This window comes from Microbacterium aurantiacum (assembly GCF_002872075.1).
GTDB lineage: Bacteria > Actinomycetota > Actinomycetes > Actinomycetales > Microbacteriaceae > Microbacterium > Microbacterium aurantiacum_A.
Genome location: NZ_PGGU01000004.1, coordinates 91,879 through 114,679, shown reverse-complemented (window position 1 = coordinate 114,679; position 22,801 = coordinate 91,879). Strand labels below are relative to the sequence as shown.

General features: G+C 68.6%; 19 protein-coding genes. 2 read left to right on the top strand and 17 right to left on the bottom strand.

The genetic code is table 11. The features are described 5' to 3' along the window. Positions 1 to 126: 126 nt before the first annotated feature. The 4 genes from fusA to CUR96_RS02120 form a co-directional block, all read right to left on the bottom strand. Entirely contained in the window at positions 127 to 2,241 is a 2,115-nt protein-coding gene (fusA, locus tag CUR96_RS02135) for an elongation factor G (protein WP_102191653.1), read from the bottom strand. A 99-nt stretch (positions 2,242 to 2,340) separates the two neighbouring features. Next, positions 2,341 to 2,814 (bottom strand): 30S ribosomal protein S7, encoded by a 474-nt coding sequence (rpsG, locus tag CUR96_RS02130; protein WP_028502477.1) that lies wholly within the window; start codon positions 2,812 to 2,814, stop codon positions 2,341 to 2,343. Between the two features lie 5 nt (positions 2,815 to 2,819). Further along, complete coding sequence (rpsL, locus tag CUR96_RS02125; protein ID WP_046013400.1) at positions 2,820 to 3,188, bottom strand: 30S ribosomal protein S12; 369 nt, start codon at positions 3,186 to 3,188, stop codon at positions 2,820 to 2,822. 300 nt (positions 3,189 to 3,488) lie between these two features. After that, complete coding sequence (locus tag CUR96_RS02120) at positions 3,489 to 5,489, bottom strand: S1 family peptidase (protein WP_146008111.1); 2,001 nt, start codon at positions 5,487 to 5,489, stop codon at positions 3,489 to 3,491. Positions 5,490 to 5,720: 231 nt separating this feature from the next. Here CUR96_RS02120 and CUR96_RS02115 point away from each other — a divergent pair, with 231 nt between their 5' ends. After that, positions 5,721 to 6,110, top strand: a complete 390-nt coding sequence (locus CUR96_RS02115) for an META domain-containing protein (RefSeq protein ID WP_180968909.1) — start codon at positions 5,721 to 5,723, stop codon at positions 6,108 to 6,110. A 3-nt stretch (positions 6,111 to 6,113) separates the two neighbouring features. Here the strand turns inward: CUR96_RS02115 and CUR96_RS02110 are convergent, their stop codons facing one another. The 12 genes from CUR96_RS02110 to CUR96_RS18680 all read right to left on the bottom strand — a co-directional run bounded on the left by CUR96_RS02110 (position 6,114) and on the right by CUR96_RS18680 (position 19,480). After that, a complete protein-coding gene (locus tag CUR96_RS02110; protein WP_102191650.1) occupies positions 6,114 to 9,983 on the bottom strand; it encodes an SCO7613 C-terminal domain-containing membrane protein in 3,870 nt (1,289 codons plus the stop codon). Next, on the bottom strand, positions 9,980 to 10,210 hold the full coding sequence (locus CUR96_RS02105) for a helix-turn-helix domain-containing protein (RefSeq protein WP_102191649.1): 231 nt from the start codon (positions 10,208 to 10,210) through the stop codon (positions 9,980 to 9,982). Before CUR96_RS02105 ends, CUR96_RS02110 begins: the two co-directional genes overlap by 4 nt. Further along, positions 10,210 to 10,686 carry a DUF2975 domain-containing protein gene (locus tag CUR96_RS02100; protein WP_180968908.1) on the bottom strand — a complete coding sequence of 159 codons (477 nt, stop codon included), beginning with the start codon at positions 10,684 to 10,686 and terminating at the stop codon, positions 10,210 to 10,212. Before CUR96_RS02100 ends, CUR96_RS02105 begins: the two co-directional genes overlap by 1 nt. Positions 10,687 to 10,810: 124 nt before the next feature. Beyond that, positions 10,811 to 11,458, bottom strand: coding sequence for a spermidine/putrescine ABC transporter substrate-binding protein (locus CUR96_RS02095; RefSeq protein WP_180968907.1), 648 nt, complete (start codon positions 11,456 to 11,458; stop codon positions 10,811 to 10,813). A gap of 89 nt (positions 11,459 to 11,547) precedes the next feature. Further along, entirely contained in the window at positions 11,548 to 11,967 is a 420-nt protein-coding gene (locus CUR96_RS02090) for a hypothetical protein (protein ID WP_245861056.1), read from the bottom strand. An 82-nt stretch (positions 11,968 to 12,049) separates the two neighbouring features. Continuing rightward, positions 12,050 to 13,027, bottom strand: a complete 978-nt coding sequence (locus tag CUR96_RS02085) for an ABC transporter (protein WP_102191647.1) — start codon at positions 13,025 to 13,027, stop codon at positions 12,050 to 12,052. Between the two features lie 150 nt (positions 13,028 to 13,177). Continuing rightward, on the bottom strand, positions 13,178 to 13,330 hold the full coding sequence (locus tag CUR96_RS18550) for a hypothetical protein (protein ID WP_180968906.1): 153 nt from the start codon (positions 13,328 to 13,330) through the stop codon (positions 13,178 to 13,180). Between the two features lie 195 nt (positions 13,331 to 13,525). Beyond that, positions 13,526 to 14,170, bottom strand: a complete 645-nt coding sequence (locus CUR96_RS02080; protein WP_102191646.1) for an HAAS signaling domain-containing protein — start codon at positions 14,168 to 14,170, stop codon at positions 13,526 to 13,528. A 2-nt stretch (positions 14,171 to 14,172) separates the two neighbouring features. Continuing rightward, positions 14,173 to 14,499: a PadR family transcriptional regulator gene (locus tag CUR96_RS02075; RefSeq protein ID WP_180968905.1), complete on the bottom strand. Its 327-nt coding sequence runs from the start codon at positions 14,497 to 14,499 to the stop codon at positions 14,173 to 14,175. 73 nt (positions 14,500 to 14,572) lie between these two features. After that, positions 14,573 to 15,628: a TolB family protein gene (locus tag CUR96_RS02070; RefSeq protein ID WP_146008110.1), complete on the bottom strand. Its 1,056-nt coding sequence runs from the start codon at positions 15,626 to 15,628 to the stop codon at positions 14,573 to 14,575. Beyond that, complete coding sequence (locus CUR96_RS02065; protein ID WP_102191645.1) at positions 15,625 to 16,893, bottom strand: MFS transporter; 1,269 nt, start codon at positions 16,891 to 16,893, stop codon at positions 15,625 to 15,627. Before CUR96_RS02065 ends, CUR96_RS02070 begins: the two co-directional genes overlap by 4 nt. 4 nt (positions 16,894 to 16,897) lie before the next feature. Next, positions 16,898 to 19,480, bottom strand: a complete 2,583-nt coding sequence (locus CUR96_RS18680) for a chitosanase (protein ID WP_219721950.1) — start codon at positions 19,478 to 19,480, stop codon at positions 16,898 to 16,900. A gap of 166 nt (positions 19,481 to 19,646) precedes the next feature. Between CUR96_RS18680 and CUR96_RS02055 the strand changes: the two genes are divergently transcribed. Continuing rightward, complete coding sequence (locus CUR96_RS02055) at positions 19,647 to 20,885, top strand: ROK family transcriptional regulator (protein ID WP_219721949.1); 1,239 nt, start codon at positions 19,647 to 19,649, stop codon at positions 20,883 to 20,885. Here CUR96_RS02055 and CUR96_RS02050 read toward each other — a convergent pair. Beyond that, positions 20,853 to 22,781 (bottom strand): glycoside hydrolase family 13 protein, encoded by a 1,929-nt coding sequence (locus CUR96_RS02050; RefSeq protein WP_102191644.1) that lies wholly within the window; start codon positions 22,779 to 22,781, stop codon positions 20,853 to 20,855. The two genes, CUR96_RS02055 and CUR96_RS02050, sit on opposite strands and share 33 nt — an antisense overlap. Positions 22,782 to 22,801: the final 20 nt, after the last annotated feature.

The window sequence follows — 22,801 nt, the reverse complement described above, 5'->3', positions numbered from 1 at the left end:
GTGTAGAGGATGCCGGGCACTGGATTGTGACCGGTTCTCTACGGGTTTGATTCTCAGTTTAGTAGAGAGGGAATGTGAAGTTGTAGGAGACCTGGGAGCCGGGCGCGAACCCGGCTCCCAGAAGTGTTACTCGCCGTTGGTCTTCTGGACGATCTCGTCGGCCACCGCGCGGGGCACCTCAGCGTAGCTGTGGAACTCCATCGAGTAGACGGCGCGACCCGAGGTCTTCGAGCGCAGGTCGCCGATGTAGCCGAACATCTCGGACAGCGGAACCTGTGCGCGGACGACCTTGACGCCTGCGGCGTCCTCCATCGACTGGATCTGGCCACGACGCGAGTTCAGGTCGCCGATGACGTCGCCCATGTACTCCTCGGGAGTGCGGACCTCGACGGCCATCAGCGGCTCGAGGAGCACGGGGCTGGCGCGGCGAAGAGCTTCCTTGAAGCCCATGGAGCCGGCGATCTTGAACGCCATCTCCGAGGAGTCGACATCGTGTGCCGCACCATCGACGATGGTCGCCTTGACGCCGACGATCGGGTAGCCGGCGAGCACGCCGACGTTCATCGCGTCCTGGAAGCCGGCATCGATCGAGCCGATGTACTCACGAGGGATGCGACCACCGGTGACGGCGTTCACGAACTCGTACGTCTTGTCGGCATCCAGATCGAGAGGCTCGATGTTGAACTGGATCTTCGCGAACTGACCCGATCCACCGGTCTGCTTCTTGTGCGTGTAGTCGTGCTTCTCGACGGCCTTGCGGATCGTCTCGCGGTACGCGACCTGGGGCTTGCCGACGTTGGCCTCGACGTTGAACTCGCGCTTCATGCGATCCACGAGGATGTCGAGGTGCAGCTCGCCCATGCCCTTGATGGTCGTCTGACCGGTCTCGGGGTTGAGTTCGGTGCGGAAAGTCGGGTCCTCTTCAGCGAGCTTCTGGATGGCGACACCCAGCTTCTCCTGGTCGGCCTTCGTCTTCGGCTCGATCGCGACCTCGATCACGGGCTCCGGGAACGTCATCGACTCGAGGACGACGGGCGCTGCCGGGTCGGTCAGGGTGTCACCGGTGGTGGTGTCCTTCAGGCCGATGACCGCATAGATGTTGCCCGCGGTGACCGAGGGAACCGGGATCTCCTTGTTGGCGTGCATCTGGAAGATCTTCCCGATGCGCTCCTTCTTGCCCTTGGTCGAGTTGATGACCGCGGAGCCGGAGTCGAGGTGGCCCGAGTAGACGCGCACATAGGTCAGGCGACCGAAGAACGGGTGCACGGCGACCTTGAACGCCAGCGCTGCGAACGGGTCGTTCGCGTCGGGGTGGCGCTCGATGATCGTGTCGTAGTCCTTGGGGTCGTGCGCCTGGATGGAACCCACGTCGAGCGGGTTCGGCAGGTAGTCGACGACCGCGTCGAGCATCGGCTGGACGCCGCGGTTCTTGAAGGCCGAGCCGCACAGGACCGGGTAGATCTCGGATGCGACCGTCAGCTTGCGGATCGCGCCCTTGATCTCGGCGACGGTGAGCTCTTCGCCTCCGAAGAACTTCTCGAGCAGGACGTCGTCGGTCTCGGCGACGGTCTCGAGGAGCTGCTGCCGGTAGTCGGCCGCCTTCTCCTTGAGGTCCTCGGGGATCTCCTGGATCTCGTAGGAGGCGCCCATGGTGACGTCACCCTTGGAGTCACCGGCCCAGACGAGTGCGCGCATCTCGACGAGGTCGATGACGCCGACGAAGTCGTTCTCAGCGCCGATGGGCAGCTGGATGACGAGCGGCTTCGCGCCGAGGCGGTTGATGATCGTGTCGACCGTGAAGTAGAAGTCGGCGCCGAGCTTGTCCATCTTGTTGACGAAGCAGATGCGCGGGACGTTGTACTTGTCGGCCTGACGCCAGACGGTCTCGGACTGGGGCTCGACGCCCTCCTTGCCGTCGAAGACGGCGACCGCGCCGTCGAGGACGCGGAGCGAGCGCTCCACCTCGACGGTGAAGTCCACGTGACCGGGGGTGTCGATGATGTTGATCTGGTTCTTGTCCCAGTAGCAGGTCACGGCGGCAGACGTGATCGTGATGCCGCGCTCCTTCTCCTGCTCCATCCAGTCGGTGGTCGAGGCGCCGTCGTGCGTCTCGCCGAGCTTGTGGTTGACACCCGTGTAGAACAGGATGCGCTCGGTGGTCGTGGTCTTGCCGGCATCGATGTGAGCCATGATGCCGATGTTGCGGACCTTACTCAGGTCGGTGAGCACCTCTTGTGCCACAGGAGTGTCCTTATCTTGGTGAGCAGTCGTACTGCGAAGAGTGGGGTGTTCGGTGGGCTCGGCGCCGCAGAGGCGCCGCCGAGCCCGCCGAAGGGAGGTTTACCAGCGGTAGTGAGCGAACGCGCGGTTCGACTCGGCCATCTTGTGAGTGTCCTCACGACGCTTGACCGCGGCACCGAGGCCGTTCGAGGCATCGAGGATCTCGTTCTGCAGACGCTCGGTCATCGTCTTCTCACGACGGCCCTTGGCGTAGCTGACGAGCCAGCGCAGTGCGAGGGTGTTCGCACGGTGCGGCTTGACCTCGATCGGCACCTGGTAGGTCGAGCCGCCGACGCGGCGGCTGCGGACCTCGAGGGTCGGGCGCACGTTGTCGAGCGCCTTCTTGAGCGTGGCGACGGCGTCCTGGCCGCCGTTCTTCGCCTCGACGCCGCGGAGGGCGCCGTAGACGATCGACTCGGCCAGCGACTTCTTGCCGTCGACGAGGATCTTGTTCACCAGCGAGGTGACGATCGGAGCGCCGTATACCGGGTCGTTGACGACGGGGCGCTTAGGGGCGGGACCCTTACGAGGCATCTAACTCAACCCTTCTTCGCGCCGTAGCGGGAACGAGCCTGCTTACGGTTCTTGACGGCCTGGGTGTCCAGGGCGCCACGGACGATCTTGTAACGCACACCCGGGAGGTCCTTGACACGACCGCCGCGGACGAGCACCAGGGAGTGCTCCTGCAGGTTGTGTCCCTCGCCGGGGATGTAAGCGGTGACCTCGGCGCCGTTGCGCAGCTTCACGCGGGCGACCTTGCGCATCGCCGAGTTCGGCTTCTTCGGGGTGGTGGTGTAGACGCGGGTGCATACCCCGGCCTGCTGCGGGTTCGACTTCAGGGCGGGCGTCTTGGTCTTGGTGACCTTCGGCGAGCGACCCTTGCGAACCAACTGCTGAATGGTTGGCACGTTCTCTCCTCATAGTGCTGCACGGTGACAGCGTGATGGATTTCACATCATGCCCCACCGGCACGCCGGAATCGGCGGGCTTTTGGTGTGGTGGGTATGCCGTGGAGGCGGACCGGCAAGGTGCCGACGCCCAGCGCGCACACGTCAAGACGTGCACACACTTTCCCAAGTGTAATGGTGCGTAACCTGCCGGTCAAATGGGCGGATGCTGCGCACCCCGGTGGGCCTTGAGCATCCGGCGCAGCAGAAGGAAGGCGCCTCCCTCGCGGGAGACGCCTTCCTCACTGGATCTGCCGGGGATTACTCCGCGGACCGGATCGCTGCGGTCTTCGCGCGCATGCGGGCGAAGATCATCAGCGCACCGGCGGCCGCGATGGCACCGAAGCCGAGCAGGGCACCGGTGAGCGCCGCTCCGGTGTCCATACCGGTGGCGGGCAGGTTGCCACTGCCATCGCCCGAGCCGCCGCCGTTGCCGCCGCCGTTACCGGGGGGAGGCGTGGGAACGACGGTGTCGGCGAGGATCGTCACGTCGACGGTCGTCACGGCACTGGACACGCCATCGACGACCTGGACGGCCTCGATCTTGTGTGCACCGAGCTTGAGCGCGGCGGGAAGGTCGATCGTCCAGACGCCGCCCTTGACCGTGGCGGTTCCGACCTCGACGCCGTCGACGGTCAGAGTGACCTCGGCGCCGTCGATACCGGTTCCGGACACGGCGGTCGGAGCCTTGGAGACCGGCAGCGTGCCGTTCACCGGGCTCGAGATGACCGGTGCGGCAGGGGCGACCGTGAAGTCGACGGAAGCCGCGGGCGAGGTCTTGCCGCTCTTCGACTGGATCGCCGTCACGGTGTACTCACCCACACCCAGGTCGACAGTGATGCTCCAGTTGCCGTCGGTTCCGACGGTCGTCGTGCCCGAGGCGTCGCCGCCGAGGGTGACGGTCGCGCCGGCGACGCCGGTGCCGGTGATCGCGGTGACCGGGGCGGTCGCGGTGGCGCCGTTGGCCGGCGACCCGATGACCGGTGCGACGATCGGCGGGATCGCGACGGTGAAGGCATGGTTCACGGTCTCGGACTCGTTGAAGCCCTGGACGGACTTCAGCGCGACGGTGTAGTCGCCCTCGGCCGCGGGGGCTGCGTAGGACCAGCGGCCATCGCCTCCGACCGCGATCTCGACGGTGGTGCCGTTCTGGACGACCTCGAGGGTCGCGTTCGCCTGAGCCGTGCCGGAGATCGCTGCGCCCGGTGCGACGGTCGCGCCGTTCGCCGGCGCGCTGACGACGGGCTCGGCCAGGTCGAGCATGACCGTGTAGCCGGGGGTCTGCTGGAGCGCATTCACGAGGTCGGTGGAGAAGAGCACGGTGCCCGCGTCGTTGCCGCCTGAGACGACGCCGAGAGCGGTGTTGCCGGAGAAGACAGCACCACCGGAGTCACCCCCGAAGACGGTTCCCGGGTTGCCGGTGCTGAGGAATCCGTACACGAACTGGCCGGAGACGGAAGCCCAGACGCCGATCTCTTCGACGGTGCTGGTTGTCAGGCCGGTCGTGCGACCGCTCTTGGAGATGGTCTGGCCGACCGCAGGAGAACCGACGGCCGTGACGGCCGTCGAGCTGGCGGCGAGGTCACCGCTCGCGTACGACGTCCAGTCGGTGACGGCGGGGATGTTCTCGAGAGCCGCGTTCGCGACCGAGATTCCGGCGATGTCCGTTGCGGCGGGGTCGTTGTTGGGGCCCCCGTAGATCGAGAAGTCAAACGTTCCGACGGGGGCGGCGTCGAGCGCGCTCGGGGTTGCCGGGCCGGGAGGGGTGGTCGGCTTGTCCGGAGCGTTGTCGTCGGCCGGCGTGGTGCGCCAGACCGTGTCACCCGCAACGCCGCAATGACCGGCCGTGAGGATGGCCGGAGAACCGGTGTTGGTCCACGCAGTGAAACCGAACGAGCAGACACCACTCGCGTCATCGTTGAGGTAGCCTGCGCCGCCGACGATCTGGTTCTGGTCCATGGCGATGATCTCGTCGCCCTTTTCCAGCACGACGTTGCCGTAAGCGTCGATCGCGGCCTGCGTCTCGGCGGAGATCACGTCATCGTGGGTCACGATGATCTGGCCGTCGGCCTGACCGACCGACACGAGTGCGTCGTCGCTCTGGAGGAGTCCGAGCGCGAACGAGTCGTACCCGTCACCCTCGACCGGCGCGTTCTGCGTCGTCACGCCCATGGCGGACTGGGCGAACAGTCCTCCGGCGGCGAGCGCGGCGGCGGCGCCGAACGCGGACAGCCGCAACATCTTCTTTCCTGAATTCTTCACTGTGCTCCTTGTCATTTACTGATCTGCTCGGTCAGTGGCAAGTCCCCCCGCGCACGTCCCCGAAAACACACAACCTCAGCCAACCTAGCGGAAGCGAGTAGGTTAGGAACACCGAATTGAGAAAATCGTCGTCACAAGCGGAACGTGCGGTATCCGGAAGGGAAACACCCGGTGTCCGAAGGTTCGCGATGATGCGGCCCGGGTTAGCGCGCCTATGACAAGGAGCACATGATGCACAGGCGACATGCATTCGTCCTGCCGACCGCGGTGCTCGCTCTCGTGCTCGCACTGAGTGGATGCGCGACAGGAACGACCGGCCCAGGCGAAGCGGAAGGAGACATCGTGATCGGCACATGGAGCAGCGCTGAGAAGGGCGAACCCCACCTCACGTTCCAGGAAGATGGCACCTACACCGGCAGCGACGGGTGCAACGGACTTGCCGGCAGCTACTCGCAGACCGATGAGACGATCGTGCTGGAGCCCGGCCTCGCTACCCGCAAGGCGTGCATCGGGGTGGATGCCTGGCTCTTCGGGGCGCACACAGCGTCCCTCTCAGAGGACTCCCTCATCGTGTTCTCGAAGGACGGCACGGAGATCGGCACTCTCACCCGCCAGGGCTGATCCTCAGCGCAGATCCCTGATCCGCGCCGCCATCGAGCTCTCCGTTCCGGTTCGTCGCTCCGCGGTCACGGCGATGATGAGCAGGACGGCGCCGATGACGGCGAGCGTGATCCACCACGGCATCGACTCGATGCCACGACCGATCTGCACCGAGAACACGAACACGTTCTCGATCGGCAGCACGATCAGCCCGATCAGGAACGGCGCAGCCAGCCGTCGGCCCGAGCCGACGAGGATCGCGGCGAGCGCGAGCACCATCACCAGGATCGCCCGCCACGTGAGCGGGTCGGTGAACGTCGACACGATGGAGGCGATCATCATCGTCACGATCCCGGGTGCGAGGAGGGCCCACGACCCGGTCCAGCGCCCCGGCCAGCTGTTCAGCGTCGGGCGCTCCCCCACAGCCGCGGCCTGCGATCCGTCAGCCGCGCGCGTCTCGGCATCCGCTCGCGTGCCACGCATCCCGTGCATGCCCGCGAGCAGCAGGAACGCACCCAGGGGAAGCGAGAACCACTCGACGCGGAGATCACGCGGGCTCCACGCGACGATCGCCGTCGTGAACGCGAGGGCGAACAGGAACCAGACAGGCGGCATCGTGGTGCGTTCGGCCCGCGCGGCGATGACGACGGCGATCAGGTACGCGATCATCAGCGCCCACATCGCCCAGATCGAGAGCCAATCGCGCTCGATCGAGCACCAGGTTCCCGCGGCGAGGGCCAGAGCCGCAGGAGCCTGCAGCCATCGCGTGGTCCGTCGGCGAGAGCGCTCCGGAGCTGCGGACCGGATGCCGCGCCCTGCCGCGGCGAGAGCGAGAGCGCCGACCGCACTGACGCCCAGGCACGCGAGGAACAGCGCCGCACCGTGCAGATCGGCGACATCGCCGCTCCATCCGATCCTGACGCCCAGAATGGACCCGGCGACACCGGCGAGACCGGCCGCTCCGAAGGTCGGCGTGCGGAGCGCCCGGAGACGCCGGAGCCGCGTGGTCCCCGTGGACGCACGCCCGAGGAGCGCAGCGAGTGCGAGCAGCGACCAGGCCGCGGCGAGCAGTCCGGCAGCCCGCCAGGGGACGGTGTCGTCTCCTGTACCGGCGAGGACGAGCGCGGCCAGCAGCGGCGTGATCGCGACGCCCATGCCGGCGGCGTACAGCCCCGTCGCCCGTCGGCCGCGGGCAGTGAGCACGACGGCCACTACGGCCGCGCCGAGCGCCGGCGGGAGCAGGTAGGCCTCGAGAAGATCGACGCCGATCAGGCCCCAGACGCACCAGAGCGCGCCGGTGAAGGAGGCCGACCCGACCCACCAGGCGTAGCGACGACCGGTGAACAGCGCACTGGCGATCGCGCCGACGCCGAGGATCAGCAGCACCAGGAAGGAGGTCCCCAGCCCTGCGGCTTCTCGCACCAGGGCGAGGCCGACCGCGATCGAACCGGTCAGGAGCGCGGATGCCTCGATTGCGATGCGAGCAGCATCCGACGCCTGGCGGCCGATGCCGTGCGTCGCGAGCGCATCACGGATCAGAGTGGTCGAGGGCAGCACGAGTGCGACCAGCACGGCGATGATCGGAAGCGTCACGGGAGAGGCACTGGCGGCGAGGAGCTGCGCGCCGAGGCAGACGATCACGACTGCCAGCGTGGGGACCAACATCGCCGAGGCGGCGGTGCGCACGGCCGCCGTGAGCCCGGGGCGCCGAGTGAGCAGCAGCGAGGCCGCGAGGACGAACATCAGCCCCGTCGACAGCGCGGTCCATCCACTGCGTTCGAAGACGACCTGCACGACGCCCATGCCGAACGGCACCACCGCGACGACCAGCACCGCCTGCCAGGCGCGGGCGCCGATGCGGGGCAGGTAGGTCGCGACGATCGCGACGGCGAGACCTCCGGATGCGGTGAGGCAGAGGAGCGCGATTCCGCCGACGCCGGCCTGCGCGAGCGCGGTCGAGGTGATGATGAGCGCATAGGCGAATCCCCCTCCGACGTGGAGGAAGCGGAGGCCTCGAGCCGACGCGGCACCGATGGCGGTGAGCCCGATGATGCTCGCGACTCCGGCGAGCGGCACGACGGCGGGGTCGCGCCACGCGACCATGACCGAGGCCACGATCGCGAGGTGAGCGCCGACGAGAAGCGGAAGGCGCAGTCCCGCACGCGATGCCGCCAGCGAAGGAACCATACGGAACGCGAGACCGAGGGCCACCGCGAATCCCGCGAGCACTGCGACGGACGCCGGCAGCGGCACGCCTCGCAGGCACCCGAGCGTCAGGATGACGACCACGCCGACGCTGACAGCTGCGGTGTCGGTCGCCCTGACGAAGCGGCGGATCTCGGGGCGCCGGCGCGCGACAACTCCGAACAGCGCGAGTCCGGCGGAGATCGCAGTCAGTCCGATCAGCGGCGCCCAGGCCCACTCGTCGAGCACGGTTCCTGTCGCATCTCCCCCGTCGAAACGAATGAACTCGTACACGGTGCCCGCACCGGTGAGCAGCGAGAGCTGAAGCGGGACGACGCTGATCGCTGCCAGCACGCTGAGCGCGCCGCCGACGACGAAGCCGCGCCGGGTCGCTTTCGGCAGGGGAAGCAGGCCTCCGACAAGCACCAGAGCTCCGGCCGCGGCCACGGAGACGATCGCGATGAACCAGCTGCCGTCCGCGTCGGCCGGCAGGCTCGCGCCGTACGCCCCGACGGTCACGGCGGTCACAGCCGTCGCTCCGGCCGCGAAGCTCCACAGCCACGTCAGCAGGTGCCGTGATGCCAGGAGCGCATGCACGGCGATGAGGGCGAGCACCCCGCTGACTGAGAAGGCGAAGATGGCGGGCTCGACGGAGGGGACGCGGAGCACCAGCACCAGCGCGCTGAGCACCGCCAGGAGTTGCACGAAGACCAGCGTCGTGCGCTCGGCTGCGAGCGGAACGCGAGGGGCGGCGTCACTTCCCCGCACATCGGCAACATCCGCGACGGCCGCAGTCACGCCCTCGGCATCGACATCCGCATCTGCACCGGCATCCGCGTCGGCATCCGCCGCTTCCCCGGCGCCGGCTCGCGGGAACCGCACAGCAAGCCGCGGGAGCACCTCGATGAGCCCGGCGGCTCCGAAGGCGACTCCCAGGTGGCCGAGCGCGGTGATGAGCGGTACGTCGGCGGCGTACCCGAGCATCGCGGGGGTGATCGCCAGCGCGACCAGCGCCGCCCACAGCCAGATCCGGATGCCGGATCGGAGCGCGGCCGCCAGCATCACCCCGGCCACCGCCGCCGTGGTGAGGGCCGCGGTGAGCCACGCGTTCACACCGGGCGCAGCGAGTTGAGTGACGGCGTGCACGTCGAGGCCGGCGAAGACCAGGCCGAGCCCGCCCACCGCCTCGGCGGAGAACTGCAGCCGGCGCCGCGCCAGCAGCCAGGCTCCCCCGAGGAACAGCAGGGTGATGAGGCCCGTGATCACGCCGCGCGTCGCACGATCGGCGAGGTCCGGGTTGAAGTAGGTGAAGACGATCGCCGCCACGGCGAAGAGGCCGGCGCCGGCCGTTGCCAGCACCGACTGCAGCGTCGCACTGTTGCGCGGGGGTGCAGCAGCAGGAGGAGCAGGGAGCACCGATGCCGGCTGCATCTCGGATCCCGGGACGGCGGGCGTCGCGGGTGAAGTCCGCAGCGGCACGCGCGGCACGCGGTGCAGAACCGCTTCCCGTGAGCGGATCTGCGCGGCGGCGACGACGGACGCGCTCCACAGCTCGGCCCCGATCGGACCCGTCAGATCCGCGCCGCATCGGGCGCAGCATCCCCCTGCCAGCCGTCCCTGCACGCACACCGGGCAGGCCTGGTCATCGAGCAGCCGCCGCGCGATGCTCTCTCCCCAGCCGGTCGCCGCCGGCACGGACATCGTCGTCATCGCGCTTCCCCGTCCGCTTCGTCGCCGGGAACCCAGCGCAGGATGTCGCCGGGCTGGCACTCCAGCACCCGGCAGATCGCCTCGAGCGTCGTGAAGCGCACCGCTTTCGCACGCCCGTTCTTGAGCACGGCGACGTTGGCGGGGGTGATGCCGATGGCGTCGGCGAACTCCTGCACGCTCATCTTCCGGCGCGCGAGCTGGACGTCGATGTCGATGACGATGGGCATCAGACGACCTCGGCCAGGTCCTGCTCCAATTCGAGCGCCTTGCGCAGGAGCCCCCGCAGCACGACGACCAGAAGAGCGAGCGCGGCGCTCACGACGATGCCGAGAACGGCGAGCAGGGTGAGCTGGAGAGACACGGCGCGGTTCGCGACGATCACGACGTATGAGGCGGTGATGAGCACGCCGGCGGTGATGAGGGCAGCGAGGATCACGTCGACGAAGCGGAACGCGTCAGGGCTGAAGATCCGTTCAGCCCGCACGAGTGAGAGCAACCGCCAGACGCAGACGAGGGTGACTTCGACCAGCAGCAGGAACACGGCCGCCCCGATGATGCCGGGCACTTCCAGGTGGGCGACGTCGGGATTGCGCAGCGCGGTGATCCGCGCCACTTCGGGGATCACGACGATCTGGCTGGTCAGGAGCAGGAGCAGCATCACGGCGATGAGAGCCTTGAGCAGGAAGGTGACGCGCGGTTGCATGATGTCCCTATCGACGATCGACGTATATCTATCGAAAAACGATAGTGATGGGCGTCGCGTGCCGCCAAGCCGAAACCGCATCTCACAGCCGATGCACGGCTTCGGGCGAAGCGGGCGATCGGCGCTACGGGAGATCCGGGTCGAACGGCGAGTCGAGCGACTCGGTGAGCTCGGCCAGCAGCGCCTCGATCTGCGGTTCTACGTGCTGCGAGACCGCTGCCTGGATGTACAGCCGGTGCCGCAGCAGGATGCCGCAGATCTCGCGCCCCACCATGTTCGCGTACTCGTCGGCGAGGGCGACCTCCTGCCGGAGCGCGGCCTTGGCCTCGTCGCTCAACGGCGGCAGGGGCGGCAGTTCATCCGCGGCCTCGTCCGCCATTCCGGCGATCGTGAACAGGAACGGCGCCCCCGGTACCGGATCGGGGTCGAGCGGCAGCCCGTCGAACTCGGGAGCGAGGTCTTCGGCCGGGCGGTAGCTGCGGGCCCGGTTGCGCTCCGCCTGCTGGTCGAGTTCGTGCTGCAGCATCGGGAGGTTGCGCGCCGTGTAATCGGCGACCGCGTGGTCGACGATGGTCTTGATGCGCGTGGAGAGCCCGTGCTGAACTCCGTGCGGAACGTTCCCGCCGATCCCGGCCGCAGACAGGATGGGCGAGCCGAGACAGCGGCGGCAGGGCGCGACGCGGCCGCGGTGGGTCGCCGGCTCCCAGCGCGGCACCCAGCGCAACCAGGCCTCGACGGCCTGGTCCACCTGCGTCTCCAATGAGCGCTCCACGTCTCCAGGGTACGGCGCGCGGGGCCCCGGCATCCTGATTTCCCGCATCGCGCCGCGGCGCGGTGTACCGACACGACCTGCGGCAGACATCACTCGTCTTCGTCGCGCTCCCACGGCCAGCGGGGATGCTCCGCGCGAGTACGACGCAGGGCGATACCGCCCCAGGCCGCGACCGCCGCGGCGACCAGGATCACCAGGCTCGGTCCGCCTTGCACCAGACCGCCGGTGACGGCTGTGGCGATCACCAGGTCGCCGGTGGACACCAGCACTGCGAACCACACGCCCATCAGGTGCACCAGCGCGGTCACCAGCGCCGTCACCGGCGCGGAGAGGAAGGACGGATGCTGCCGCCTCAGACTGCCGCGGAGTGTCGTCACGAACGCGGCGATGGCGGCGAGCATCCCGACGATCCCCGGCGACTGCCCGAGACCGGGGACCGCGATGACGTCACTGTCGGTGGCCACGCTCATCGCCCCGAGACCGAAGACCGTCAGCGCGAAGAAGCTCACAGCCGCCAGGGTCAGCGCCAGGACAGCCGAAACCCCCGCGGAGTCAGGTCCGCGGGGGTTCGGCGTGATGGTGTTCGTGAGACTACCTCGACAGCGTGGGTCCGGCTTCGAGGGTGCGCTCGTACTCGCGCTGCGCCTCGGCGTTGAGCTCGGTCTTGCGGGCGCCGCTGCGGGCGACCCAGGCGCCGAACCAGATGGTGAGCTCCCGCGCGAACACGAAGGCCGCGATCGCGAGAGGGGCGAGCAACTGCTCGCCGACGAGCTCGTTGCCCTGCGCGGCGGTGAGGGTCCAGAACGGCGCCTCGAACAGCTGGCCCAGGATGTGCCCGGCGTAGGCGATGAGACCGACGAGGATGCCGAGGACCACCCACATTCCCCAGCGTCCGCGGTTGATGATCGCGCCGAGCAGCCAGAAGCCGAGGAAGAAGACGGCGACCGGAACCCAGAAGCCCCACGTCGTCAGCGGCGCAAGGGCCGCCTCGCCGATGTTCTCGCCCGTGACGTCACCGGCGAGTGCGCCGAGCCCGAGCGAGGCGCCGAGGTAGAGGATCGCGAAGCTGAGCGTCGCCAGCAGCCCGATTCCTGCCGCAGTGCCGCGGTTGCCGAGCTCGCGCGGCGGCTCCGGAGCCTGGACGAAGATCGGCTGCTGCAGGACCGGGGAGAGCACCGGCTCCGAGGGGACCACCCGCGTCTCCGCGTCCTTGAGGGGCGCCGTGTAGGCGGCGTCGGCCATCGCCGACTCCTCGTGGACGTGTGCAGCAGGGAACACCCGGGTCTCGGACGCCGTGGCGTCAGCGACGACCGAGGTCTCGGCATCGGCGCGGGATGCGGCGGCGGCTTCCGCAGCCTGAGCGGCGGAGAACGTGCCGGGGTGGTCGCGCTCTGCCTCTTCGAACGCGGCGAGGTCGGGATCGACGCGCGCGTCGGGAGCGGTGTCGGCAGGGGCGTCGGGCACGTCGGCGCGGGCCGCCTCGGCCTCAGCGAGACCGGCGTTCGCGCTGTCGACGACGTCGTTCACGTCGTTCGGCTTCTCGTCCTTGGGAACGTCGGGGTCACTCATGGGGTGCGCCTCTCATGGGAAGTGTGCAGTGCGAGGATATCGCCGCCGACGGACACCCGCACGGAGGCGTGCCGACGTGTCGGGAATCGGCGTGTTTCCGCGGCATCCGACCCGGGAACCCGATCACGGACTGCGGCTCGGAGCCACCGGTCACGGGAAGAAGTCGCGGAGAGCCGCTCCGACGAACTCCACGAGCGCGGGCACGATCGGAAGGGCGAACCAGAGCAGCCCGCCGATCACGGTGGCGCACAGGACGCCGGCCACCCAGCTCACCGCGAGATTGCGACCCGCCACCTGTGCCATGCCCTCAGGGTAAGGCGCAGTTCCCCCGCCACTGATTCCAGCACGCCGGTTCTGACCGAACCGATCGACTTCGCGGGACCGTCCCGAAGGACGACGTTGCAGATGTCGGACGAAGTAGCAGATGTCGGACGATTCTCCGGCTTTTCGTCCGACATCTGTGCATCGGTCCTGCAGGTGGAACGCGGTCGCGCGGGTTCAGCGCTCGCCGCGCCCGCGAAGACGCCAGAGCAGCCAGAGAGCGGATGCCGGGAGGAGGAGAAATGCGAAGAGGAATCCGCTGTTCCACAGGTCGTACGCGGTCGGGACCAGCGGGTTGACGGCCGCGGGCGCGTCGAAAGCGCCTGAGGAGCCGCTGCTGGATCCGGCCCCGAAGCCCGACCCGAACCCCGACAGCAGGGAGATGATCAGGATGGAGACACCCGCGACGAAGAACGGCGCGGCAAAAGCGATGATCTTCTCGCCTCGTCTCCACAGTGGGCTCAGACACACCAGCACGGCGCCGATCACCCAGCCCACGACCGGAACGAGGAAGCCGCCGAATCCGAGCATCAGCGCAGCGATGATTGCGAAGCCGCGACTCTGGGTCATCGGCGTCCGAGGCGCTGCCACAGCGACCGGAGTGTGCCTATCCAGGCCTTCGGCCTGTGCTTCCCTAGCGATCAGCGCCGGGTCGCCGAGCGATGCGATGCGGTCGGCAGTCGCATCCGCATCCAGCCCGTCGAGCTCTTCCAGGATGCCGCGGCGGATGTCGTTCGCGACGCCGTAGGGCACTCCGCGCATCGCCTCGTCCAGACGGGCGAGGAACTCCTCGCACAGTCGCATGGCTTCGGACTGAGTCATGGTCATCCCTCTCCGATGAGCCCGGTGACGGCCCGGGCGAACGGCGCCCACTGCGCGCGGAACTGTGCGAGCTGGGCGGTACCGGCATCCGTCAGCCGGTAGTACTTGCGAACCGGTCCGCTGTCCGACGGCAGATCGAACGTGCTGACCCATCCGTTGTCGCGCAGCCGGGCGAGCAGCGGATAGAGCGTGCCGATGCTGGCGATGAGCCCGGCCCGGGTGAGCGCGTCGGCGAGCTGCCAGCCGTACATCGGCTCACGTGCGAGCAGGCCCAGCACGCAGTACTCGACCACGCCTTTGCGCATCTGCGCACCGACATCCGCTGTCATGCATGACAAGGTAGCATGCGATGCAGGCTACCGACGGGGCGGATGCCCCAGAGACCGCCCTCGCCGAGTCCGCTCAGCCGCCCACCAGGGCCGGCGACGAAGCATCCGGGGCGATCAACTTGGGCTCGCCGCTCCCGTCGGCCGGCACCGACCAGACATCGCCGTCGATCGCGTAGGCGACGGTGCCGTCGTCGAGCCACGCGGCCTGATCGTCGATGCTGCGATCCTCGGCCAGCGGGTCCTCCTCCATCGTCGCCAGATCGAGGACGTGCAGACGCCAGGGGTCCTCGACGCCGTCGCTCACGCGCTTCTTGAACACCAGCCGCGTTCCGTCCGGAGACAGGGACGGGCACTCGACGTTCTCGCGGATGGCCGTCGCCGACCAGGCCTCGACGTCTCCCTCGACGAGATAGGTCTTGCCGCCCGTCGCGACCGTCGCGTAGAACCTGTTGTCGTCGACGAAGGTGACGCCCCAGTAGTTCACGTCGGGCCGGCGCACGCGCGTGCCGTCGATGTACAGCTGCAGCCCTTCGACGGAGTCGACGAGGTAGTTCGTCTCGACGTCGTACAGCCCGGTCCGCGTCGAGAAGTTCGTTCCGGCATAGCTGTCGCCGGTGACGAACAGCGTCCACGCGATCATCCTCCCGGAAGGCGACACGCGCGCGCGGCTCGGCACCCCGTCGAACGTGAAGGTCTCCGCGACCTCGAGTCCGGCGTCGAGGATCTCGACCGTGGCCATCGGCTTCAGCCCGCCCTGCGGCCGGACGCAGACGGCGGCGTCACCGGCCGCGTAGAAACGGAGACAATCCAGTCCGGTTCCGGTGCGCGCCGGCGTGGTCGAACCGTCATCGATGGTGACCTTGCCAGCGCCGTCCTGGAGCACGATGTAGCCGCCTCGGTCGTGCAGGTACAGGCCCGGATCGCTCGCAGGAGCGGCATCGCCGGAAGCATAGGCGCTGTCCGACGGACGCCCGCCGGCCCACACCGTGTATCCGATGCCGAGCGCGGCGAGCGCGACTGCTGCTCCCCCGACGAGCAGCATCCGCTTCTTCAGCGACCGCCCGGCGGGCGCGACGTCGTTCTCGTCCTCGACCTCGTCGGGCGCGACAGCATCCGTCTCGATCGTCATTCGACCTCCTCCTGCGCGAGCGGCTCCGGCCGGATCAGCACGGCCGCGACGATCAGCACGAGGAGCAGCACGACGGCCGCGACCGCGAGCGCAGTCGTCACGCCCCAGAACGTCCAGGCGGCGCCGAACATGACCGCGGCGAAGAGCCGCCCTGTGGCCTGCCCGGTCTGCAGCAGTGCGAGACCGCCGGCGCGGCGCTCATGGGGGATGCCGGGGCCGGCAAGAGCCATCAGAACTCCGTCGGTGGCGGCGTAGAAGATGCCGAGCAGTGCGAGCAGCAGCACGAGCAGAATCGGTCCCTCGATCGGCAGCAGCAGAGTGGAGTACGCGCCGACGAGTGCGAGGTTGCCGAGCAGGAACGGAAGGCGACGCCCGATGCGGTCGGCGAGCCTGCCCATCGGCACCGCGAGCAGGAGGTAGACGAGAGCGCTGCCGAGGGGAAGCAGCGGGAAGAATGCGACGTCGAGCTGCAGCCGCTCCTGCAGGCCGAGGTAGAGGAAACCGTCGCCGATGGTCGCCAGGCCGAGGATCGTCGCGGCGATCAGGAGACGGCGGAACTTCGGCTCCGCCAGGATGCCGACGGTCTCTCGCAGCGTCGGGCGAGGAGCGCCGACCGGCATGGACTTCCGACCGGGCACGAACGCGATGAGCACGATCACGCCGAGCGTCGCGACGCAGAAGCTCACCATGAACACCGCGTCGAAGGCATCCGCCACGAGCCACAGCAGCGCGAACGCCACGAGCGGTCCCATCAGGGCTCCGGCCGTGTCCATCGCGCGATGGACGCCGAAGGCACGCCCCTGGTGCGCGTCGTCGACGGACAGCGAGATCAGCGCGTCGCGTGGAGCCGTGCGGATGCCCTTGCCGATCCGGTCGATGACGAGCGTCGCCGAGAGCGCGGTGGTCGATGCTCCGGAGAGCAGGAGGAAGGGCTTGCAGACGGCGGAGAGCCCATACCCGATGCCGGCCACGAGCTTGTGCTGCGACCAGCGGTCGGCGAGGTGGCCGCCGAGGAGCCGCACGAAGGCGGTGACGCCGTTGTACAGACCGTCGAGGAAGCCGAAGGCGAGCGGGCTCATGCCGAGCCCGACGACGAGGTACAGCGGAAGGACCGCCGTCACCATTTCCGAGGAGAGGTCGGTGAGCAGGCTCACCGCTCCGAGTGCGATCGCGGTGCTGCCGACTCCGGCCGCACGGCGGCCCACCTGAGGGTGGACCGCCGTGCCGCCTTCGTCCTGCCGCGCTTTGCTGCCGGCGAGATACATGTCGTCAGTGGCAGGTGATCGTGTTGCTGTCGAGCACGGTACCGCCGATGTCGACGAACTTGTGCGTCACGGTGGTGTCGGTGAAGTCCAGCTGTGACACCCCGTACGCGGTGTTGATGCGCTTCACGCTGTTGGGCTTGGTGTTGCTGAAGTCGCGCATCTCATGACCGCCGAGACCGCTGACGATCTGCACGGTCCCCGCCGACGACGCCGCACCCGATGCGTTCATCGCGGCGAAGCGCTCGTAGTCGTGGTCGTGCCCGCTGAGCACGATCTCGACATTCGCGTTCGCGAGCATCTTCCAGAAGGGCTGGGCCACCGGCTCGTTGCCGTGACTGCCCGAGCTGAATCCCGGGTGATGCATGTAGGCGGCCACGCACTGCTTGGTGTTCGATGCGAGGTCGGCCGCGAGCCAGTCGCGCTGCGCCTGGTCGTCGACGTTGTTGGAGTCCAGCGCGATGAAGTGCCAGTTGCCGTAGTCGTAGCTGTAGTACATCTTGCCCTGCGGCGTGGCGCGGTTTCCGAAGTAGGCGCGGTACGCCTTCGGGTCGAGGTTGTCGTAGTCGTCGTACGTCTCGTGGTTCCCGGGGACGGGCCAGGTGTTGTTCTTGACCGTGCCCCAGGTCTTGTCGTAGGCGGCCATGAAGTCCTCCATGTGACCGTCGTCGTACTGCATGTCGCCGAGGGTGATGTAGAACGCCGGGTTGATCGCCTTCGCACGATCGAAGGTCTCGAAGTGCTTGCAGTCCGACTGCATGTCGCCGTTGTCGGTCGGCACTCCACGTGTCGTGCAGTCCGGACCGGCGATGTCACCAGCGGCGACAACCGTGAACGACGTACCCGGGTTGGGGTTGCCCCCGCCGGTGCCGGCGACGCCATACGCCTCGAACTCATACAGCGAGTAGCCCCAGGCAGTGCCGCGAGCGGTGCCCTTGATGCGCAGGTACCGCCCGGTGCCGTTCAGGTTCAGGTGCTCATCGGTGCCGCCGTTGCCGGCGGACTCCGTCTTCAGGGTGCTCCAGGTGGTGCCGTCGTTGGAGATGTCGATCGTGTAGTTCTTGGCGTAGGCCGCCTCCCACTTCAGGACGACCTTGTTCACCTTCGCGCCGGTGCCGAGGTCGACGCTGATCCACTGGGGGTCGACGCCTTCGATACTCGCCCAGCGCGTGGTGGCATCGCCGTCGACCGCCTTGGCACCCTCATGACCTGCCGCCTCGACGGAGGAGGTCGTGGTGGTCTTGCTCTTGGAGATCAACACGTCCGCGGGGTTCGGGGTCTGGGTCGGAGTGGGTGTGGGGGTCGGGGTGGGGGTCGTGCCCCCGGCGGTACCGTAGGCCTCGACTTCGAAGAGCGAGTATCCATAAGCGGTGCCACGAGCCGTCCCGAAGATGCGCAGGTAGCGTCCGGTGCCGTTGAGCGCCGCGTGCTCGTCAGTGCCGCCGTTGCCGGCGGCCTCGGTCTTCAGGACCGTCCAGGTCGTGCCGTCGTTGGAGGTCTCGATGCGGTACTTCGAGGCGTAGGCGGCCTCCCACTTCAGGACGACCTTGTCGATCTTCGCTCCGGCGCCGAGGTCGACGCGGACCCACTGGTTGTCGACACCCTCGGTGCTCGCCCAGCGCGTGCTCGCATCGCCGTCGACCGCCTTGGCGGCCTCGTGGCCGGCTGCCTCGACCGTGGATGCCGTCGCCGGCCGGTTCTTCGAGATCAGCGTTCCCGTCGTCGGCGTGCCCGGATCCGTGTACGGGATGTCGGCCGGCCAGTGCGGCGTCACGGTGGCGGGGAGGGAGAAGGACTCTCCGTACACCGCCCAGGTCAGCGGCGTGTTGAGGTTGAAGTTGCCGTTGTTGAGGAACACGCGCTGCGCGGTGTCGATGCGGCTCGTGTCCTCCCAGGCGCCGTCGACGTCTTCCGGGGCGTTCTTCATGGTCGTGCGGCGCTCATCGAGGAACGCCTTCAGGTACGCGGCCTCGGTTCCGCCCGACGCGGGGGTCTTCGCCTTCGCACGCGTCCTGGTGCGCATCGCGTCGAAGCCGGTGTCGCCGCCGTCGCCGTGCATGACGTAGGCGTCGAAGTAGATGAACTGTCCGAGCGGGCCCAGGCCGTCGGCGATGGCCTGGTCGACCGAGACATCGAAGTACATCCGGTTCACCATGTCGCGCTGCGCCTGCTGCCAGCGAGGCTGCTGGGCCTCGGCCTCCCAGTCGGCCACGTATGCAGAGCCGAGCGGGCCGATGTCGTCGGTGCCGTTCACGTCCTCGAGCTCGTCGATCCACTTGGCGAGGTTGTTTCCCGGAACCTTGCTCGTGTAGTACTTCACGAGCTCGAGCATGTCGCCGGTGCCGGACGTGAATCCGACGATCCCTGCGGTGTAGCCGCGGTGGTCGTTGATCGGCTCGATGTAGCCGTACTTGGTCCACCATTCGATGTCCGAGTTCTCGGCGGAGATCATCACCGCCATCGCTACCTCGCGCTTGATGGGGTCGCGAAGGGTGATGGGCGCCGCCTGAGCGGTCGATGCCACCACCCCGGCGAGGGGGATGGCGATGGCCGCAGCCAGCAGCGCGAGCAATGGTCGACGATGACGCATGATTCCTCCGATGGGGGTCGGGCGGACGTTAGGAAACGTCCTTTACGAAGTTATACACCGAGTGCCTGCCCCGCGCAATGGCGAACTCGACACTTCTCTGTGCGTTAACCGCGGCGTAGCTTCGGTAGCATTCGATTCCACCCGACCCAGAATCTCCGAGGACACCGTGCCCACTCCTGCCCCCGGCGCCAGCGCTCCCATCGGCACCGGCGTGGTCCGTGCGATCAACGCCCGTGCTGCACTTCGCCTGCTGCTTGATCACGGTCCGCTGACCCGGCCGGAGATCGCCGCACATCTCGGGGTCTCCAAGCCCACGGCATCCCACCTCCTGGCCCAGCTGCGCGAGATGTCGCTCGTGAAGAGCGACGGCAACCGCGACGGCGCGATCGGAAGGGCAGCGGAGCTGTTCAGTGCAGATGCGCGCATCGCGCACACGGCGGCGCTGGATGTCACCCCCGAGCGGATCGCGGCCGCCGTGGTCGACTTCGCCGGCATGACCGTCGGCGAGTTCGAGCTGCCGACTCCGGCGGAGAAGAGTCCGGATCCGGTGGCCCACGTGCACGCGGCGCTCACCGGCGCCTGCGCGTCCGCCGCGATCGACCTCACCGAGCTCCGCCGGGTCGTCATCGGCATCCAGGGCGCGATCGACCCGACCACGGACCGCCTTCGCTTCGCCGCGCACATCCCCGGATGGCAGCGGGCCGGGCTCGCGAGCGCCATCGAGCAGCGCGTCGGCGCGCCGGTCGCCATCGAGAACGACGTCAACCTGGCTGCGATCGCCGAGAGGACGCGCGGTGCCGCCGAAGGCCTGGACAGCTTCGCCCTGCTGTGGGTGTCGGACGGGATCGGAATGGGCCTGATGCTCGGAGGCCAGATCCATCGCGGGCTGACCGGCGGAGCAGGCGAACTCTCCGACATGCCGGTGCCCGGCGCGCCCACCGTTCAGGAGTCGCCGGAGTACGGCACCAACGGGATGCAGGCTCTCGCCGGCGCTCCCGCTCTCGAGGAGGTGCTGCGCGCGCACGGGTTCTCGGGAGAGACCGTCGCCGACGCGCTGCAGGCCGCCGTCGACTCGGATGCCGAAGGGGCGGCATCCGCCCTCGATGAGATCGCCCGCCGCCTCGCCCTCGGCCTCTCCGCGGTCGTCGCGATCGTCGACCCGGAGCTCCTCGTGCTCGCGGGTTCGCTCGCCGCCGCCGGCTCCGACCGCCTTCGCAGCCTGGTGCAGCATCACCTGTACGCGATCGTCACCGCGCGCCCGCCGGTGCTGCTGACACGAGTCGAAGGCAACCCCGTCCTCACGGGCGCACTCTGGCTCGCCGTGACGGGCGTCCAGGACGAGATCCTGGCCTCCGTCAGCGGCGGCTCCAAGTCACCGGCCCCGGTCGACACCGTCGAGGGCTGAGAGCGTCGGCGCAGACGGCGCGACCACGCCCGGAAGACTCCAGACCGCGAACGCCGGGCCCTCCGCGACGATGTCGACGGAACCGTCGGAGGCCACGGCGAGCGTCGCGTCGCCGAACAGCGCCTGAGCGGCGGCGGCACCCGGAAGGGCGCCCGCTGGGAGCGCAGCGTCCACGCCCTCCCTCGTCGCCAGCACCAGCAGCGACTCGTCGGCCGACTCGCGCACGAACACGACGGCTGCGTCATCGACATGCGCCCAGCGCAGCCCGCCGGTTCCGAGGACCGGGTGCTCGCGCCGGAGACGCACCAGATCACGGTAGAGCGACAGTCGTTCGGCGACCTCTGGGACGGTCTCGGTGCCCCACGGGATCGGCGTGCGGCTCGCCTCACCGTCGACCCCGGTCAGGCCGAACTCATCACCGGCGAACACGACGGGCACGCCCGGCAACGTCATCGAGAGGCCGACCGCGACCGGTACGGTTCCGGGCGCGGCGTTCGTGGCGAACCTGCCGGTGTCGTGCGTGTCCAGCGGTTGCATGTTCGCCTGACGCACCCGCCACGGGATTCCCGCGGTGAACCGGGTGACGGCGTCGACGAAATCGCGCGCGGTGTACCGCGGGATGCCGCCGACGGGGATCCCGAAGAACCAGGGCGCCGTCTCCTCCTCGCCCTGCGCGTTCAGATAGGGCTCGCCGTTCGGTTCGCTCAGCCAGCCCCACAGCGGACGCGTGAAGGACGGGTAGGTCATCGCGCCGTGCCACCCGTCGCCCTGCAGGTCGCTCGCCGCATCGTTCGTCGACTCCCCCAGCAGGATCGCTTCGGGATCGATGCGAAGGATCGTCTCGCGCAGCAGCTGACGGACCTCGGCGTTGAGGTCGATGTCGCCGAGGCGACCGGTCATGTTAGCGACATCGATCCGCCAGCCGTCCGCGTTGAACGGAGGCCGGAGCCACCTCGCGACGATCGAGTCGGCATCGGTGATGAAGCGCGCCCGGAGCTCCTCGGAGGCCCAGTTGAACTTCGGCAGGCTCCTGGCGCCGAGCCAGCATTCGTACTCGGTGTTGTCCTCGTCCGTGAAGTAGTAGAAGTCCTCCTCGGGAGCACCCGGGTGACCGTACGCGGCACGGAACCACTCGTGACGATCGCCGGAGTGGTTGCTGGTGAGGTCTCCGATGACGCGGATGCCGCGCGCGTGCGCCGCCTCCACGAGCCGGATGTACGCCTCATCTCCGCCCAGCATCGGATCGACGGCGTCGAAGCTCGAGGCGTCGTAGCGGTGGTTGGATGCGGCGGGGAAGACCGGCGTGAGGTAGAGCAGATTGACGCCCAGTTCCACCAGATGATCCAGCTTCTCGGTCAGGCCGTCGAGGTCGCCGCCGTAGAACTGGGTCGCCCGCGCCGGCATCACCGGGTCGACGGGGTCGGTCCAGGCGGCCGGCAGGGCCCAGTCCGGGGTCGGCCGCCCATCGGCCAGCGCCGAGCGGGCGAACCGGTCGGGGAACACCTGGTACATGACGGCCTCGTTCAGCCATGCAGGAGGGGCGGGATTGGCGACGAGCGCGAAGTCCTCGGCATCCAGCGTCTCCAGCTTGTGGATGCCGCTCTGGTTCAGCCATTCCAGGCGGCCGTCGACGTGCTCGAGGGCGAAGCGGTAGCCGTGCCGGGGGTTGCGGACCGTGATCCGCGCCTCCCACCAGTCCCAGCCGTCGGCCGTGCCGATGCGCGCGGCGGTCGTCCACTCCGGCTCGTGGTCGGGGTTGGACCGGGTGCGCACGTCGGCGATCGGGCCGTAGCCCGAAGGCACACGCAGGCGCACGGTGACGATGTCTCCGAGACGCGGCGCGTCGTTCGATACGTAGAGCGGGGAACCATCGTGGTGCGGCAGCAGAACAGTCATGAGAGCTCCTCGGGGTCAGG

Bases quoted from the DNA above. Each gene is read 5' to 3' on its own strand.
- CUR96_RS02075 (WP_180968905.1), bottom strand. From the start codon at position 14,499: ATGACAGCGGATGTCGGTGCGCAGATGCGCAAAGGCGTGGTCGAGTAC.
- CUR96_RS18680 (WP_219721950.1), bottom strand. From the start codon at position 19,480: ATGCGTCATCGTCGACCATTGCTCGCGCTGCTGGCTGCGGCCATCGCC.
- CUR96_RS02070 (WP_146008110.1), bottom strand. From the start codon at position 15,628: ATGACGATCGAGACGGATGCTGTCGCGCCCGACGAGGTCGAGGACGAG.
- rpsG (WP_028502477.1), bottom strand. From the start codon at position 2,814: ATGCCTCGTAAGGGTCCCGCCCCTAAGCGCCCCGTCGTCAACGACCCG.
- CUR96_RS02115 (WP_180968909.1), top strand. From the start codon at position 5,721: ATGCACAGGCGACATGCATTCGTCCTGCCGACCGCGGTGCTCGCTCTC.
- CUR96_RS02050 (WP_102191644.1), bottom strand. From the start codon at position 22,781: ATGACTGTTCTGCTGCCGCACCACGATGGTTCCCCGCTCTACGTATCG.
- CUR96_RS02100 (WP_180968908.1), bottom strand. From the start codon at position 10,686: ATGCAACCGCGCGTCACCTTCCTGCTCAAGGCTCTCATCGCCGTGATG.
- CUR96_RS02085 (WP_102191647.1), bottom strand. From the start codon at position 13,027: ATGAGTGACCCCGACGTTCCCAAGGACGAGAAGCCGAACGACGTGAAC.
- CUR96_RS18550 (WP_180968906.1), bottom strand. From the start codon at position 13,330: ATGGCACAGGTGGCGGGTCGCAATCTCGCGGTGAGCTGGGTGGCCGGC.
- CUR96_RS02105 (WP_102191649.1), bottom strand. From the start codon at position 10,210: ATGCCCATCGTCATCGACATCGACGTCCAGCTCGCGCGCCGGAAGATG.
- CUR96_RS02110 (WP_102191650.1), bottom strand. From the start codon at position 9,983: ATGACGACGATGTCCGTGCCGGCGGCGACCGGCTGGGGAGAGAGCATC.
- CUR96_RS02080 (WP_102191646.1), bottom strand. From the start codon at position 14,170: ATGACTCAGTCCGAAGCCATGCGACTGTGCGAGGAGTTCCTCGCCCGT.
- CUR96_RS02065 (WP_102191645.1), bottom strand. From the start codon at position 16,893: ATGTATCTCGCCGGCAGCAAAGCGCGGCAGGACGAAGGCGGCACGGCG.